The 16486-nt window shown below is 65.2% G+C and carries 14 protein-coding genes; 6 read left to right on the top strand and 8 right to left on the bottom strand.

What is annotated here, in order from left to right; genetic code table 11:
- Positions 1–154 precede the first annotated feature (154 nt).
- Entirely contained in the window at positions 155–1672 is a 1518-nt protein-coding gene (locus tag PE058_RS21255; RefSeq protein ID WP_271029463.1) for a DUF2779 domain-containing protein, read from the top strand.
- Between the two features lie 70 nt (positions 1673–1742).
- Here PE058_RS21255 and PE058_RS21250 read toward each other — a convergent pair whose 3' ends face one another.
- Complete coding sequence (locus tag PE058_RS21250) at positions 1743–2093, bottom strand: hypothetical protein (RefSeq protein WP_020084712.1); 351 nt, start codon at positions 2091–2093, stop codon at positions 1743–1745.
- Positions 2094–2284: 191 nt separating this feature from the next.
- Positions 2285–2722, bottom strand: a complete 438-nt coding sequence (locus tag PE058_RS21245; RefSeq protein WP_020084713.1) for a DUF4112 domain-containing protein — start codon at positions 2720–2722, stop codon at positions 2285–2287.
- Positions 2723–2886: 164 nt separating this feature from the next.
- Between PE058_RS21245 and PE058_RS21240 the strand changes: the two genes are divergently transcribed.
- Positions 2887–3168, top strand: coding sequence for a hypothetical protein (locus PE058_RS21240; RefSeq protein WP_020084714.1), 282 nt, complete (start codon positions 2887–2889; stop codon positions 3166–3168).
- 123 nt (positions 3169–3291) lie between these two features.
- Positions 3292–5382 (top strand): transglycosylase domain-containing protein, encoded by a 2091-nt coding sequence (locus PE058_RS21235; RefSeq protein WP_271029462.1) that lies wholly within the window; start codon positions 3292–3294, stop codon positions 5380–5382.
- A gap of 55 nt (positions 5383–5437) precedes the next feature.
- Here the strand turns inward: PE058_RS21235 and PE058_RS21230 are convergent, their stop codons facing one another.
- Positions 5438–5656, bottom strand: a complete 219-nt coding sequence (locus PE058_RS21230) for a DUF6894 family protein (protein WP_020084716.1) — start codon at positions 5654–5656, stop codon at positions 5438–5440.
- Between the two features lie 499 nt (positions 5657–6155).
- On the opposite strand from PE058_RS21230, the gene PE058_RS21225 reads away from it, so the two are divergent.
- Complete coding sequence (locus tag PE058_RS21225) at positions 6156–7931, top strand: hypothetical protein (protein WP_271029461.1); 1776 nt, start codon at positions 6156–6158, stop codon at positions 7929–7931.
- 17 nt (positions 7932–7948) lie between these two features.
- Here the strand turns inward: PE058_RS21225 and PE058_RS21220 are convergent, their stop codons facing one another.
- The 3 genes from PE058_RS21220 to PE058_RS21210 all read right to left on the bottom strand — a co-directional run bounded on the left by PE058_RS21220 (position 7949) and on the right by PE058_RS21210 (position 11753).
- Entirely contained in the window at positions 7949–8698 is a 750-nt protein-coding gene (locus tag PE058_RS21220; protein WP_020084718.1) for a M48 family metallopeptidase, read from the bottom strand.
- 445 nt (positions 8699–9143) lie between these two features.
- Positions 9144–11072 carry a TRAP transporter large permease gene (locus PE058_RS21215; RefSeq protein ID WP_020084719.1) on the bottom strand — a complete coding sequence of 643 codons (1929 nt, stop codon included), beginning with the start codon at positions 11070–11072 and terminating at the stop codon, positions 9144–9146.
- A gap of 63 nt (positions 11073–11135) precedes the next feature.
- Positions 11136–11753, bottom strand: coding sequence for a TRAP transporter small permease subunit (locus tag PE058_RS21210; RefSeq protein ID WP_271029460.1), 618 nt, complete (start codon positions 11751–11753; stop codon positions 11136–11138).
- 185 nt (positions 11754–11938) lie between these two features.
- Here PE058_RS21210 and PE058_RS21205 point away from each other — a divergent pair, with 185 nt between their 5' ends.
- Positions 11939–13456, top strand: coding sequence for a P-loop NTPase (locus tag PE058_RS21205; protein ID WP_333780409.1), 1518 nt, complete (start codon positions 11939–11941; stop codon positions 13454–13456).
- A 120-nt stretch (positions 13457–13576) separates the two neighbouring features.
- A complete protein-coding gene (locus tag PE058_RS21195; protein ID WP_271029459.1) occupies positions 13577–14074 on the top strand; it encodes a septal ring lytic transglycosylase RlpA family protein in 498 nt (165 codons plus the stop codon).
- Between the two features lie 30 nt (positions 14075–14104).
- Here the strand turns inward: PE058_RS21195 and PE058_RS21190 are convergent, their stop codons facing one another.
- Positions 14105–15037, bottom strand: coding sequence for a ribose-phosphate pyrophosphokinase (locus PE058_RS21190; RefSeq protein ID WP_020084723.1), 933 nt, complete (start codon positions 15035–15037; stop codon positions 14105–14107).
- Between the two features lie 185 nt (positions 15038–15222).
- Positions 15223–16326: a hypothetical protein gene (locus PE058_RS21185; RefSeq protein WP_020084724.1), complete on the bottom strand. Its 1104-nt coding sequence runs from the start codon at positions 16324–16326 to the stop codon at positions 15223–15225.
- Positions 16327–16486: the final 160 nt, after the last annotated feature.

Here is a 16486-nt window from a genome sequence, read left to right as displayed (position 1 = left end):
AGTATCACCGAGCCTAGAGCATTTTCCGGGGAAGTGGAGGCCGGTTCGTCGCAAGAAAATGCGGCCGGCCGAGAACCTGGAGCGCAGAAGGCCTTGGAGCCCGGCAGGGCGCGGTCGAACATGGGGGCGGCCCAGAGAAGCGGCCGTATGGGGGATGAAGCTCAGCAAGACGAACTATCTCGTCTACCGCGACTGCGCCCACAACGCCTGGGTGAAGGTTCACAAGCCCGAAGTCTACCACGCCGAGCCGCTGTCGGTGTTCGAGCAGGCGATCATCGAGATCGGCAATGATGTGGACGTGCGGGCCCGCGAGTTGTTCCCGGGCGGCGTTCTGATCCGCCGCGGCGACGCGGTGGGCACCGCGCAATTGGTGGATGCGCGCACGCCCATCCTGTACCAGCCCGTGTTCGAGACCGGTCGCTACACCACCGCCTGTGACATCCTCGTCTGGAACGACGCGCTCGCCGCCTACGACCTTTACGAGGTGAAGGCGTCGACCAGTGGCGAGGATCGCAAGGCAAAGGACGACCTCTACGCCCACGACATCGCCTTCCAGGCGTTGGTGCTGCGCGAGAACGGCGTCCCGCTCGGCCGCCTCAATCTCGTGCGTCTCGACAGCTCTTACGTGTCGGACGGCACGCTCGATCTCGACCGCCTCTTCACGCGCGAGGACTTCACGGACCGGGTTGCGCCGCTTCTCGATGCGGTGGCCGTGGAGATGGACGCTGCCCATGATCTTCTGCAGCTCCCCGCGCTTCCCTCCGCGCCATGTGTCTGCATCTACAAGGGCCGCAGCAGCCAATGCACCACGTTCGGCTACATCAACCCGAACGTTCCGGCTTACAGCGTGCATGATCTCACGCGCATCGGGCAGTCACCGAAGAAGCTGCGCGCGCTCGTCGATAGTGGCGTTCTGGCGATCGAGGACGTGCCCGACAGCGCGGAGCTGACGGACAATCAGCGCAACCAGGTGAATGCCGCGAAGCGCCGCCGCCCGTTCGTCGAGATTGCCCCGCTCGCGGCCTTTCTCGACGACATTCGCTATCCCGCAGCCTTCCTCGATTACGAGACCTATCCCTGCGCGCTCCCGCGATTTGCGGGCTACGGCCCCTTCAACCACGTCCCCTTCCAGTTCTCGCTGCACGTGGTCGAGAGGCCGGGCGGAGAGGCGATCCACCGCGAGTTCCTGTTCACGGAAACCACCTGCCCAGACGAGCCGTTCGTCGCCGCGCTCAAAGCCTCGCTGCCCGCCGAGGGATCCATCGTCGTGTGGAACAAGCCCTTCGAGAAGGGCATCAACGCCAAGCTCGCCGAGCGCCTGCCGGCCGAGGAGAGCTATCTCGCGGGTGTGAACGAGCGCGTCGTCGATCTCATGGATGTCTTCACCGCGCAGATGGTCGTGCACCCCGCATTTCGCGGCAAGACATCGATCAAATGGGTGCTGCCGGCCCTGGTGCCGAGCCTCTCCTACAAGACCCTCGCGATCCGAGAAGGCGCCACCGCGAGCGAGACGTGGAACGCCATCGTCACCGGCGAGCTGGAGCTGGATGAGGCGCGAGCGGCACGGGACAACCTGCTCGCCTATTGCGGCCTCGATTCCCTGGCGATGGTCGAGATCTGGCGCGCCTTGCTCGGCATCGCCGCAGCTCGCGAATATCGCGAGGCCGGCTGATCGGCAAATAAAAACGCGAGGCAATGATGCGGGCCCGCGTTTTCGATCAGGTGAAGCAGAGGAAGCGAGGTTACTTCGCGTCGGGCTTGCACGGACCGCGCTCGCCGGGCTCATCCGGCGGCTTGGGGCCGAAGTTCTTCAGGTATTCCTTCGTCGCCTGATAGGCGATGTGCTGACCCTGGCAATCCGGCTTGGCAACGGAGCCCGTTTCGATCCGGCTGGTGTCCTCGTCGTCGTCGCGGTCGACGCGTGCGGACTTGGCCTCGCTCGCCGGCTGGGATGCCGCCTTTGCGCTCCGCTGATGCTGCGGACGCAGCGGAGTGTCCTTCAGAGACGACATTTCACGGATCGTATCGCGGCAGCAGCCACCGAGGAACGTCAGGGCGAAAACAAGAGCTGCGGCTTGGAAGAGTCTCGGCATTGCGATCCTTGTGACGGGCTTAGAGCCGACGCAACACCAGAAACGCGACATGCGGCTTCACTACAAACTGACTAATTCCCTGAGTCGCCTGCCCAGCTCTATGGGCAAACCACGGAATCCACAGCGGTTAGCGTGACTTGCGACTGCAAGTGTCGCGTATTGGCACCACATGATGCACCTGCCGGGGGGACTCAGCCGACGCGCGTCGCGCGCACGTCGATGACGGGGCCGGTACCCGCCGCGTCGCGGCGGATGTGGCCGTGCTTTGCAAGGTGGCCTTTGAGGAGGGCCAGGTTCTTCATGTTGGCGCGGAAGGCCACGTCGAAGGCATCGCCCGCGAACGGAATGATGCCGATCACCGTATCCACGGCCGTGTTGGCGATCATGCGCCCGATGACGAGGCGCGAAACGCCGAGCTGGCGTGCCTCCCAGATGATGTAGCTCGAGATCGCCTGCGAGATTAGATCGCCCACGATCGGCACGAGTCCGATCACCGAGTCGAGGCCGACGCGCACTTTCGTTCCCGGAATCACGAAAAGGTCGTCCATTAGCCGCGAAACCGCCTCGATGCGGGCCACGGCGGCCTGGATGGCGGGGTCCGAGTAGCGTTCGACTGTGCTCTTCGTCATCTCTCTCTTTCGCAACGGCGCGACGCTAAAACCGCACGCGCGCCTCGGAAAAACGGAAGCTTGTGCGCTCTCCCCTCAGGATTTACCTTCCGGGGCTTCCGTCATGTTGTGACGGCAGGGGGTGGGGTCAAGACCGCGCGAAGCGCGGGAAGGGAAGAGCGACCATGTTGCTGCGTCTTCTGGTGGGCACCAGCACGATCTTTTTGTCTCTGATCCTGGGCGCCTTCGCGCTGGCGTTGGTCGGCTACAATTCGCCGGAGACGCTCTCGATGATGTTGGGATGGGCGCGCGATCTCAAGAGCCTCATCACCAGCACCGGCATCGATCCCAAGTACAATATCTGGGTGGAGCTTCTGCTCGAGGAGCGGCAGTTGCTCTTCATGTTCTTCACCATCGCGGCCCGCATTCTGCTCGCCATCATCGCCGCGCCCTTCACGAGCCGCTGAGCCGCGCGTGCCGGCGGGTTAACGCAGCGTTAGCCAAACCCTCCCCATAATCTTCCGAGGCCGCGCTTTCGCCGGGCCTTTGGGAGAGCCGGATATCGGCGGCGCGGTGGGGCTCGAGAGAGCATGGGGTACGACGGCCGAGATTACAGGGGGCCGCATCAGCCGGATCCGCCGCACCAGCACGACTGGCAATCCTATGCCACGCCGGATGACGGCGGCCGTGGCCGCTCCGAGCTTCCCTTCTTCATCCGCTTTCTGCTGCTCGCCCCTGTCGCGGCGCTCTCACTGATCGCGATCACGGTCGGCGCGCTCTTCATCTATTACACCGTCACCTTTCCCGATCCGCTCTCGATGCGGCCCAAGGCGACAGGTCCCGTCATCCGCATACTGGGACGCGACGGCAGCCTCGTCGCCGAGCGCGGCGTCTCACGCGCTTACATCCCGCTCGACATGCTGCCGCGCGAGGTGGCCGATGCGGTGGTTGCGACCGAGGATCGCCGCTTCTTCGAGCATCCCGGCCTCGATCCCTTGGGCATGCTGCGCGCGGCCATCGCCAATCTCCGCGCCGGGCGCCTGACGCAGGGCGGCTCGACGCTCACGCAGCAGCTCGCAAAGAACCTGTTCCTCTCCTCCGAGCGCACGTTTTCCCGCAAGGCTGAGGAGCTGGTGCTCGCGCTCTGGCTGGAGCTCAAGCTCTCCAAGCGCGATATCCTCGAGCTCTATCTCAATCGCGTCTACTTCGGCGGCGGCGCCCACGGCATCGAGGCGGCGTCCCAACGCTATTTCGCCAAGTCCGCGCGTGAGCTCACGCTCGCGGAAGCGGCCGTCATCGCCGGTCTCCTCAAGGCACCCTCGAAGTATGCACCGAGCGCAAGCCCCGTACAGGCCATCGCCCGCGGCCGGGTCGTCATCAGCAAGATGGTCGAGGCGGGATTGATCAGCGAGGAGGAGGCCAATCGGGCGCGCGCGTCCGAGATCCGCTTCTCCTCGATGATGCGCGTGCCTGAGCAGGCCGACATGGCCTATGCGGTCGACTATGTGCTGGATGTGGCCGCGCCCTTCGAGGATGCCGATCGCGACGAGATCGTCATCGAGACGACGCTGGACGCGAACCTGCAGCGCCGCGCGGGCGAGGTTGTGGAGAGCGCCTTGGCCGGCAAGGGTTGCCCGCTCGAGGCGAGTCAGGCCGCGGTCGTCGTGCTCGCGCCGGACGGCGGCATCCGCGCGCTGATCGGCGGGCGATCTTATGCCGACAGCCAGTTCAACCGCGCGGTGAAGGCCCATCGCCAGCCGGGGTCCGCCTTCAAGCCCGTGGTCTATCTCACGGCGCTGGAAAGCGGGCTGACACCCGACAGCATCGTCGAGGATGCGCCGGTCACCGCAGGCCGCTGGTCGCCCAAGAACGAGAACAACCGCTACGTCGGCGCCACCACGCTGCGCTATGCCTTGGCGAACTCCATCAATTCCGTTGCCGTGCGGCTTCTGCTCGATGCGGGCGTGAGCAAGGTCACGGCGACAGCACGCCGCCTCGGTATGAAGTCGCCGTTGCGCGCCGATGCCTCCCTCGCGCTCGGCACGTCCGAGGTGTCGCTCCTTGATCTCACGGGTGCTTACGCCGCGTTCGCCAACGGGGGCTACGTGAACGAGCCTTATGCCATCCGCCGCATCCGGACGGGCGCGGGAAAAGTGCTGTTCAAGCGCATCGACGCCAAATCGGACCCCGCGATCCCGCTCCGCTCGGTTGCCGCTATGAACGACATGCTGCAGTCCGTTGTGGCGACCGGCACCGGACGCCGCGCCGCGATCCCCGGCCACACCGTGGCCGGCAAGACGGGAACATCGCAGGATTTCCGCGACGCCTGGTTCGTCGGCTATACGTCGTATCTCACGGCGGGCGTCTGGGTCGGCAACGACGACGGCCGCACCATGAACAGGGTAGCGGGCGGAACGCTGCCCGCCGAGATCTGGCACGATGTCATGCTGGCGGCCCATGACGGAAAGGCGCCGCTCTCACTGCCGGATGCTGTTACCCGGCGCGGCCCGCCTGTTGCGGACGCCTTGAGCCGCTCGCCGCAGAAGCAGCAACCCAGGGAAGATTCCATCGCCGGAATTCTCATGCGGGCCTCCGCCGAGGAGAGCGCGCCTGCGTCCGCCCGGGGCGAAACCACGGTTACGTCGGAAGGGCGCATCATCGTTCGCCCGCCCGTGCGGTGAACGCCCGGATGCCGACCTGAACGTCCGAACGCCGGCGGCGCGCGCCGGAAGGCGCTCAGCCTGTCAGCGCCGCGTCGGCGACGGGCAGGCGCAAGACTTCCTTGTTGTCGTCGTTGACGACCGATACGGCCCAGCGGGCTCCCGGTTCGCTCGTCGCACGCTCGCGCGCGATGCGCGCCGCCTCCGCCTTGGCCTCGCGAAGGCTCTCGAGTTCTTGGCCGATGTGATCGATGCAGATGACGGTCTCGCAGACGAGGTGGAAGTAGTACCGCATGGCCTTTTCCGCTTGCCGGCCGAGCGGCGCCGCTGTTCGGGCGGCATCCCGGTCTCGACGTTGTTTCGGGGATGAACGCCGGCTATGGGGCTCGCCGGAGAAGATGGCTCGCGGGGACGCAGCAGGATCGAGCGGCGCTTGAAGCACGCTGAAATAAAGCAGCGGTTCGGGATATTGCGCGGGGGAGAAGCTCGATCGGGCTAACGCCCTCGTGATCGTGAGGCAGCAGCAAACGCTCGCCTCGCCCAAGCCAGTTACAAATCTGCTCAAATACTAGGCTGCGCTCCGCGAACCCGGTAGTATGTCACCGCAATTTACCGTTAAATCACGTCCCAAGATCACGTCGCTCGCGCTGAATTCGTTCAGCTATTCCGCGCAGTGCGGCGAAATGAACATATCCTCCTCACGGACCTTCCAATTCTTCTTCGTGCCCGCAAGTGCCGACAGTGACGGGCGTTCAATTTTCTGCGTGGCGAACTCGGTCGGATGAAAAAAGGGGATGACTCGAGAGCGGGTCGACGTTGAAAAGCATCTCGAAGCGATCTTGGCCTCGGAGGAGTTCGCCTCCGCGCCGAAGATGCGCGCGCTCTTGCGCTATCTGGTCGACGCCACGCTGGCGGGCGAGGTTGAGCGGCTGAAGGGCTATGCCATCGGCGTGGACGTCTTCGAGCGTGGCGCCGAGTTCGACCCCGGCACCGATCCCATCGTGCGCGTGCAGGCCGGCCGTCTGCGCAAGCTTCTCGACAACTACTATCTGACCTCCGGGCGGCACGATCCGATCCGCATCGACATCCCCAAGGGCGGCTACGCAGTCGAGTTCAACGCCGCCGCCGATGAGGAGCAGCTGGCCTTGTCCGGCCCGGACGAGAGCCAGCCGGACACGCCGGAAGCCGCGCCACCCATATGGCGCTCCTGGGCGGCCAAGCCCGCGTTTCTTACCGTCGCATCTGCGCTCGTGCTGGTCGCGTTCTGGGCCGCGGCGCCGTCGACGCGAGATGTCGCCCCTGCTCCTGTGTTGAGAGGACCCGCCACGCCCCATAAGGCGGTGGATGCCATCACGCTGGCGGTGCTTCCCTTCACCGACATGTCGAAGGACGAGCCGAACACCCGCTGGGCCGACGGCCTCACCGACGCGCTCACGACCGCGCTCGTTCGCGTGAAATCCCTCGCGCTCTCTGCGCGCACCTCCGCGTTCCAGTTTCGCGAGGCCACAGATCTGCGCCGTGTCGGAAGCGAGTTGGGCGTGAGCTACATCCTCGAAGGCAGTCTCCAGCGCGACAAGACGCGGACGCTGATCAACATCCAGCTCGTCGACGCGGCCAAAGGCGCCCCCGTTTGGGCACAGAACTACGAGCGGCCCACCGCAACGGACGACCTTGCCGCCCAGAGCGAGCTGGTATCCACGCTTGTGTCCGAAATTCTTCCGCAGCTCTACACAGCCGCCAAGCGAGCCCTCAAAGGCAATATCGAGAACGCAACGGCCTGGCAGCTCTTTCTCCAGTCAACCTGGATGCCGGGAGAGGCGAGAGACAGTCTCGCCTGGGAGAAGGAGCGCATTGCGCTGGCGCGGCGCGCGCTCGCCCTCGACGCCGATATGGGCCAGGCGGACTCCGTCCTCGCCGACAAGCTCTCCTATCTCGCGAATGTCGACCCGTCATCGGATACGTCCGCAGCCCGGGCCGAAGCCGAGGCGCACGCGCGCCGCGCGCTTGAGCTCGCGCCCGACGACGCCGATGCCATATTCAACGTATCGATCCACCACTGGCATGCGGGCCGCATGGCCGAAGCGCTCGCGGCGACAAAACGGACGCTCGAGCTGGACCCCAACCACGGGCTCGCCCGCTTTCTGGTGAAGGCCATCCCGCTCACCTGCGCCAGCGCCTCACAATCCGCGATCGACGATCTCATCGCCTTCGATACGACCATGTCTCCCGACAACCCAGTGCGCTGGGTCACCCAGGCTTGGATCAGCCAAGTCTATATGAATAACGGCGATTATGAGCGGGCAGTCGTGGCCGCGCGGCACTCGGAGCAGGTCTTCCGCACACCCTACACGGCCTATCGGCTCGCCGCCTCGCTCGTGCAGCTCGGTGATGTGGAGACCGCAGTCGCCCACGTGAAGCAACAGCGCGTCAACTGGCCCACCCTTGATCCGCGCCACTATGCGGAGGTTACGATCCCGCGTCTGTGTGGAAATGCCGAGAAGGCAGAGGTCATCCAGCGCGTCTATCGCGATCTCGCCGCTGCTGTGGAAGCATCCGAGCGCCGGGGCTAATAAGCGGCGCGCAACTCTCAGGCCTCGTCCAGCGCACCGTAGCGATGCAGGTCCATGCCGTAGATCTGCAGCCAGCGCTTGGCCTCGTCGAGCCCAGGCATGGTCTGGCGCACCAGCGCCCAGAAACGCGGTCCGTGGTTCATCTCCTTGAGATGCGCCACCTCGTGGGCCGCCACATAGTCGAGAATATCCGCAGGCGCCATGATGAGCCGCCAGGAGAACGACAGCACGCCCGTCGTCGAGCAGGAGCCCCAGCGGCTCGCCTGGTCGCGAACGGCGATGCGCTTAGGCGAGACGCGCAGGCGCTTGGCGTGAAAGGCGACGCGCTCTTCGAGATCGCGATGCGCCTCCTTTGCGAGCCAGTCCTTGAGGCGCCGCGGCGCATGCTCGGCCTGGCCCGAAACGCACAGCTCGGGATAGGAGGAGGAAACCTTGCGCTCGACCGGTGCGCGGCGGGAAAGCCCGGAGAAAACGACGCGATGCGCTTCGCCGCGCAACGGAATGAACACGCCGTCACGGAACGGCACGGCGGTGGGAAGGCTGTCCAGACGCTCGCGCACCCAGTCGATGTTGCGCGTGATGAACGAGCCGGCTTCGTCGATGTCGCACTGAACAGGAAGGGTGACGATCACAGTGCGCCGCGTGCGGCTCACGCGCAGCGTGAGGCGGCGTGCGCCGGGATGACGGCGAACCTCGACAGGCGCTCCGAGCTTGTCGATGTTCTCGTTCTTGAGCGTCGGAGACGCGAAGCTTCTTGTCTTCCGCATGAATGACTTTCGGAACGCGCTGATTTTGGAGACGCACTACGTTGTGATGGATGCAATGGATCGAATGCCCCGCTTGCGTTCATCCGACTGGCGCGCCTCGCGCCGAGCTCGATCCTGCCTCCCACTTAGCAAGAGAGTGAATAGCATCTCCAGTGTGAAATTGTGACGTTGCGCAACGGATCATCACACTGTTGCGCAATCGCCCCATGATATTTTCGCGTATCGCCCGCGGCTCGAAGCGAGCTTCTTGCGAGCAGGCCCACGCGTCTCACTGGGAGCGGCGGATGCGCGCGCGAGAAGCAATCCGACTCCTCCGAAATGCTTATTCGCACGCGCGGGCGACAATCGCACGCACGCGCGGTCTCGTGAATAGGGGATCGACGGTGCAGCGCAAAGAAACCCTTCATCGGGATTCATGCGGAGGCAATTTATCCGCTTGATCTGCTCAAGGCGCGGGGGCAGTCCGCGGCAGCGTGCGCTCGGGTGCCGTGAAGCTCGGAAGCTCCCGCATGTCGAGGCTTGGCGCGCCTGGGCCGCTCCAGGGAACGTCGGGTGCGCCCTCGATCGCCGGCGGCGCGCCGGGCAGCGCAAATCCACGATCGCCCACAGGCGCTGTGGAAAGCGGGCGTGAAATGGACGTTGGCGGCGGAGCCTTGTGAGCCCCCGGCTTTGGCATCACGAGCGAGGGCATCGCCATGATCAGCCCGACCATGACGAGCTGAATGCACACGAAGGGAACGGCGCCCCAATAGATATCGCTCGTGGTGACCGGCGGCATCAGGCGCCCCGTCACCTTGTCCTGATAGGTTTCCCGGGGCGCGACGCTGCGAAGATAGAACAGCGCGAAGCCGAAAGGCGGATGCATGAAGCTCGTCTGCATGTTGACGGCCAGAAGCACACCGAACCAGACCACGAAAGGTGTCACGTCCGCAACCATCTCCGTCACGACCCCCGCACTATCGGTCCGGGTGAGCACGGCGAAGCCGAAGCTCTTGGCGATGGCGATGGCCTCTGGAGATGTACGGAAGATCGCTTCGGCCGCTGGTTTCAGCAGCGGCACCAGGATGAAGCACAGCTCGAAGAAGTCGAGGAAGAACGCCAGCAGAAAGATGAGGATCATCACGGCGATCAGGAAGCCGTACATGCCGCCCGGCAGCGAGGTGAGCAGATGCTCCACCCAGATGTGGCCGTTCACGCCGTAGAAGGTGAGCGAGAAGATGCGTGCCCCGATCAGGATGAACATCACGAACGCGGCGAGCTTCGCGGTGGCTTCCGCGGCCTGCCGCACGATCTGGAAATTGAAGCGGCGGGCGTCGGAATCGCTGTAGCGCTTGGCAGCCGCGAGGATGAGAGCGCCGACCGCGCCCATGGCGCCGCCCTCCGTCGGCGTTGCAATACCGACGAGAATGGTGCCAAGCACGAGGAAGATCAGGAGCAGCGGTGGCACCATCACGAATGTCACGCGCTCGGCGATGGCCGAAAGCAGCCCGCGCCCGGTGACGATCATGAGACCGCGGTTGAGCAAGGCGGCGCCGAGCGCGAACATGATGCCCCAGGCCATGGCGAGAATGCCGCGATCGATCCCCGAATAGGACGAGCCGTGCATCATCCAGGCTGCGAACAATCCCGAGAGAATGGTCAAGATGCTGAGTGAGGTGAGACCGCGCGACCCATCCGCCTCGCGATGCCCGACCTCCTCCGCGGGAAGGCCCGGCGCGGCGTCCGGACGGATGATCGAGACGATGAACACGTAGGCCGCATAGAGACCGGCGAGCGTCAGCCCCGGCAGGATGGCCGCTTTGTACATATCGTCGACCGAACGGCCGAGTTGGTCGGCGAGAACGATCAGCACCAGCGACGGCGGAATGATCTGCGCTAGCGTGCCGGACGCCGCGATCACGCCCGAGGCGAGCCGCCGGTCGTAGCCGTAGCGCAGCATGATCGGCAGCGAGATCAGGCCCATGGAGATGACGCTGGCCGCGACTACGCCGGTGGTGGCGGCGAGCAGCGCGCCGACGAAGATCACAGCGTAGGCGAGGCCGCCGCGCAGCGTGCCGAAAAGTTGCCCCACCGTCTCGAGCAGATCCTCCGCCATGCCCGATCGTTCGAGGATCAGCCCCATGAACGTGAAGAAGGGGATCGCCAGCAGCGTGTCGTTGCGCATCACGTCGAAGATGCGCCCGGGCATCGATTGCAGGAGATGCCAGGAGAGCGTGATGACCCCGTCCGAGTGCGGCGCGAGTTCCACGCCAACGACGAAGAACACCAGCCCCACCGCTCCGAGCGAGAACGCGACCGGATAGCCGAGCAGCAGGAAGATCACCAGCGACGCGAACATGATCGGCGCGAGGTTCTGGGCCAGAAAGGCGGTCATGCGTCGTCGTTCCCCCGTTGTCGTCTGGCGCTGAGGCTCAGGCTCAGCCTGTTGCCGCCCGTCTCAGTGGTCGTGGCGTCTCGTGTCGTGCGACCCGTGCGGGGCCTCCGTGCCCGCGGCTACCGCGTCGTCGTGATAGCCCTGGTGTTCCCCTTTTTCCGTCAGGTCTCCGCGCATGATGGCGATGCGCTTGATCAGCTCCGAAAGCCCCTGGAGGAAAAGCAGCGCGAACGCGACCGGGATCAGCGCCTTGATCGGCCACAGCGCAAGTCCTCCCGCGTTGGGCGATTGCTCGTTCTGGGCGAAGGAGGTCGCGAAGAAGATCCAGGATGTGTAGACGACCAGCGCCGCAGTCGGCAGCAGGAAGAAAATGTGCCCCACGAGCTCGATGATGTTGCGCGTCCGGGCGGAAAGCCGGCTGTTCACCACGTCGATGCGGATGTGCTCGTTGATCGCGAGCGTCCAGGGCGCCGCGAGCAGGAACACGGCCGCGAACAGCCACCATTGGATTTCGAGCAGCGAGTTCGCGCTCCAATCGAAGAGTCTGCGCACCACGGCGTTGACGGCGCTGATCAGGGCGGCGGCCACGATCAGCCACGCGACCGAGCGTCCAATCGACGCGGAGACGCGGTCGATCGCGCGGCTCAGCGCCAGCAGTCCGTCCATTGATATCTCTCCCATGTTGGCCGGTCTCCGCTGGCGGAGCATAGGCTGGTTTCCTATATCCGAAAGGGGCCTGCGCGAGAACTCCGCCATTGCGAGTTTCTCCCGCATGACTTAGAGCCAGAGCGTTTGAGTCCCGGCAGCCACAGACGCCCGCGAGGCCGCCTGCGGGCCGCCCACGAAGGAAAAACCAGGAGCACCGCATGTCCGATTTGAAGTCCCAGGTCATGGAGCGGTTGCGCCGCGTCAAAGGCCCCGATCTGGACGGCAACATCGTCGATCTCGGCCTGGTTTCCGATATCCTGATCAAGGACGGCCGCGTTTACTTTTCCATCACCGTGCCCGCCTCGCGCGCCGAGGAGCTGGAGCCATTGCGCGGTGCAGCAGAGAAGGTCGTGAAGGAGATCGAGGGCGTTGCGGGCGTGGTCGCGGTGCTCACCGCGGAGGCCGCTCCTGGCCGCGAGCCGCCTCAGCCCAAGCCCTCTTCTGGCAATGGCCGTGAGCATCCGCGCGTCACCGAGGCACGCGCCCGTGGCACCGCAGGCGATGCCGGCCACCGCCCCTCGCAGCAGCAGGCCGCAGCGCCCGTCCGCCAGACGCAGGGCGTGCCCGGCGTCAAGCACATCGTCGCCGTCGCCTCGGGCAAGGGCGGCGTCGGCAAATCTACGGTCGCTGCCAACTTGGCGCTCGGCTTCCAGGCCATCGGCCTCAAGGCCGGCATCATGGACGCGGACATCTATGGTCCCTCCCAGCCGCGCCTGCTCGGCATCACCGGAAAGCCGGAGGCGAGCGCCGACAAGAAGCTCTTGCCGATGGAAGGTTACGGCATCAAGGCCATGTCCATGGGCTTCATGGTCGAGGAAGGCACGCCCATCGTCTGGCGCGGCCCCATGGTGGTCGGCGCGCTCAATCAGATGCTGCGCGAGGTGCTCTGGGGCGATCTCGACGTGCTGGTGATCGATATGCCGCCCGGCACCGGCGACGTGCAGCTCACCATCGCCCAGCAGGTGCCGCTCTCCGGCGCCGTGATCGTCTCGACGCCGCAGGATCTGGCGCTGATCGACGCCCGCAAGGGTCTCGCCATGTTCCGCAAGGTCAACGTGCCGCTGCTCGGCATCGTCGAGAACATGAGCTACTTCATCGCGCCCGATACGGGAGCGCGCTACGACATCTTCGGCCACGGCGGCGCCAAGGCCGAGGCGGAGAAGCTGGAGGTGCCGTTCCTCGGCGAGGTGCCGCTTACCATCGAGGTGCGCGAGACGTCGGATTCCGGCCGGCCCGTCACAGCGACAGCGCCCGACAGCCCGAGCGCGCAGATCTTCCGCGAGATCGCCGCAAAGGCGTGGTCCGAGCTCGAGCGCGCCGCAGGCCGTGGCATGAAGCCGCCGAAGCTCGAGATCGTGCACGGCGGCGAAGCCCTGCACGTGACCTTCGCCACGCGCGACGATCACGAGCTGTCCGCCGAGTTCCTGCGCGTGCTGAGCCCCTCCGCTGAGGTGCAAGGCCACTCGAAGGATCAGCGCGTCACCGTCGGGGGCAAGAAGAACGTGAAGATCCGCGAGCTGCGCGGCGTGGGCAACTACGCCGTCCGCATCGTGTTCGATGACGGACACGATACCGGCCTCTACACATGGTCCTATCTGCACATGCTCTCGCTGCAGAAGGACAAGCGCTGGGGCGACTATCTCGCCGAGCTCAAGGCGAAGAAGCTCTCGCGCTGAGAGTGCGGCAGCCACGCAACGCCAATGGGCCGGGCTGGAGATAACTTCGGCACGGCCACATTCTTGCTAAGAATCGAAGACTTTCTGCGTCCTGTCACTGGGAACGTCGGGGGACGCTACGTGAAATCTGCTTCGGTCCGCATTGTCTGCGGCGCGGCCATCGCGCTCGCCGCCGGAACACTCGGTCTCGCCTCGCTCGCTGAGACCGCCCGCGCGAAGAAGCCCGGCAAGACCTACTGCTACAACAGCGTCTGCCATCGCGTGAAAACCAGCTCCGAGATGGAAAAGCTCGTCGGCTTCGAGGAGGTGGTGACGGCCTCTTTCTACGACGACTGCAAGGTCGATCCCGGCAATCCCTGCACGATCCTCTCGTCCGGCGAGGAGATGCGCGCCGACCTTCCCGACAACGCCGCGAGCCCGGTCTATCCCAACGGCACGATCCTGGTGCTCGTGAACCCCAAGACGGAAGCGATGGCGCTCGTGCGCATCAACAACTCGGGGCCGTACGTCAAAGGCCGCATGCTGGACGTCTCGCGCGCCACGGCCGAAAAGCTCGGCTTCGCCAAGATGGGCATCGCACGCCTGAAGGTGACCGTGATCAGCGGCCCGCTGAGCTAGGCTCCAAGAGAGCCCGCTCGTCTTCCTCGCTCAGTAGAAGAGGCTCGAGACGCTTTCCTCGCGCGAGGTGCGCTGGATGGCTTCGCCGAGCAGGGGAGCGATCGAGAGCACTCGGATGTTGCGCGCAGCCTGCACCGCCGCCGTCGGCAGGATCGAATCCGTGATGACGAGCGATTTCAGCCGCGAATTCTGAATACGCGAGACGGCGCCACCTGAAAGCACGCCGTGCGTAATGTAGGCGCTGACCTCGGTCGCGCCTTTGGCCAGCAGCGCTTCCGCAGCGTTCACGAGCGTGCCGCCGCTATCGACGATGTCGTCGATGAGGATGCACAGCTTGCCCTGCACGTCGCCGATGACGTTCATGACCTCGGACTCGCCCGGCCGCTCGCGCCGCTTGTCGCAGATCGCGATCGGCACGTCGATGCGCTTGGCAAGCGCACGCGCGCGCACCACGCCGCCGACGTCGGGTGAGACGACGACGACGTTCTTGCTGCCGTAGCGGTCCTCGATGTCGCGCACCATCACCGGTGCCGCGAACAGGTTGTCGGTCGGGATGTCGAAGAAGCCCTGGATCTGCCCGGCGTGCAGGTCGAGCGTCAGCACGCGATCTGCGCCGGCGCGCTCGATCAGGTTGGCGACGAGCTTCGCCGAGATTGGCGTGCGCGGGCCGGGCTTCCGGTCCTGCCGCGCATAGCCGTAGTAGGGAATGACCGCCGTGATGCGCCGGGCTGATGAGCGCTTCAGCGCGTCGATCAGGATCAGCAGCTCCATCAGGTTGTCGTTGGCGGGGAACGACGTCGACTGGATGACGAACGCATCCTGGCCGCGCACGTTCTCCTGGATCTCCACGAACACTTCCATGTCCGCGAAGCGCTTCACCTGAGACTTCGCAGGCGAGATCTTGAGATACTGTGCAATAGCCTCAGCCAGCGGCCGGTTGCTGTTTCCGGCAACGATCTTCATGGTCTGGCCGCCCCTGCCATTATCTCCACGCGCATCGAATGGCATGGACGCTCCTCATGCGACACTTCGATGACGCGCCTTCTAACGCGCGGGCCCGGGTGTGTAAACCACCCGGGCCCGGCATGTTTAGCAGACTCTGTTGAAGTGTGGCCAGCGCCCCTCACGCCGCGCCACCTTACGAACGATCAGTTCACTTTGCTCTGCGGCGGCAGCAGTTTCAGGATGCCCTGGGCGGCGGCAGCGGCCGCCGCATCGGCGGTCTTGCCCCAGGCGCCATCCAGAGACCCTTGAGGAATCTCGTTCTTCTGCGACACCGTGCCGAGCTTCTTGCCCTGAGGATCCTTAACGTTCCAGTCGATCTGGATCGGCTGCTTGCCGTTCTGGCCCTCGCCCACCACGACCTTGCCCTCGACCCTGTAGGTCTGAGCCGAAGCCGTCTCGGTGAGAGCCAGGCCGTTGCGGGTCAGCTCGCGCTGGATCGCGCTGGTAAGCGCGACGCCGCCGTCGCCGGGCGCGCCGGTCACGCTCGGCACCATGGCCGTCACCGCGCCTTCACGCGCGATGCTGCCGGTGGTGGGACCGCCTGCCGCGGACGGCGGAATGGGGTTGGCCGTCGCCTGCGGCTGAGCGTAAGCCGTCGGCGTCGCAGCCGTCTGCACGGAGCCAGCGACCGCCGGAGCCGTCTGCGGGGAAACCGCAGCACCCGTAGTCGAGCCGCCCATGGCAACGGGCGCGGATGCACCTTGCGTCGGCAGCCAGGTGGCGAGCGAGCCCGCCGTCTTGCTCGAGATCGTATCAACAACCTGCGGGGTCACTGCGGCCCACGGGTCCTTGGACTGGGCGCCCGCGAGCACTTCCTCGCCGGTGATCCGGTTCACGCGCTTGCCCGAGGGATCGGTGACGTCCCAGATGTAGGAAACCTTCGTGCGTCCCTTCTCGCGTGCCGACACCACGTAGCCGCGCAGAGTGAACTCAGCCTTGTCGTTCGCGCCCTTGGCAACGGTGATCCGCTGCGATTCGATGGCGCTCGTGAGCTGCGTCTGAAGCTGCTTTGCGACCGCATCGGGCGCGCCGATCACCGGAGCGATGGCGATTTTCGGAGTCTGCGAGATGGAAGCCGCCGGCGGCTGTCCAGTGGACAGTGACGCGTTCGGGTCGGCGGCGTTGTTCGCAAACAGGTTGGCACCCGTCTCGCACCCGCCCAGGCCGAAAGCCACGAAAGTTGCGAAGACTGCGAACACGACTGATCTGTTACCACGCCATGCCGCAGCAGCATCAATGGTCGTCACGATGACGTCCCCCTGTGAATGATCCGCTGTTCTCCGGCGGCCGGCGTACAGACTTTGCGGCCATTTCTCCTAAAACGCTGCCGGTACCCTCTACCGAGTCCTGTATCTACCCGCCCGCCGTGCGTCCAGACGGAATCGAGGTGAAAACGGTGTCGTGGCT

It is taken from the genome of Hyphomicrobium sp. DMF-1 (assembly GCF_027886585.1).
Lineage (GTDB): Bacteria > Pseudomonadota > Alphaproteobacteria > Rhizobiales > Hyphomicrobiaceae > Hyphomicrobium_C > Hyphomicrobium_C zavarzinii.
This window is presented reverse-complemented; position numbering and strand designations above follow the sequence as displayed.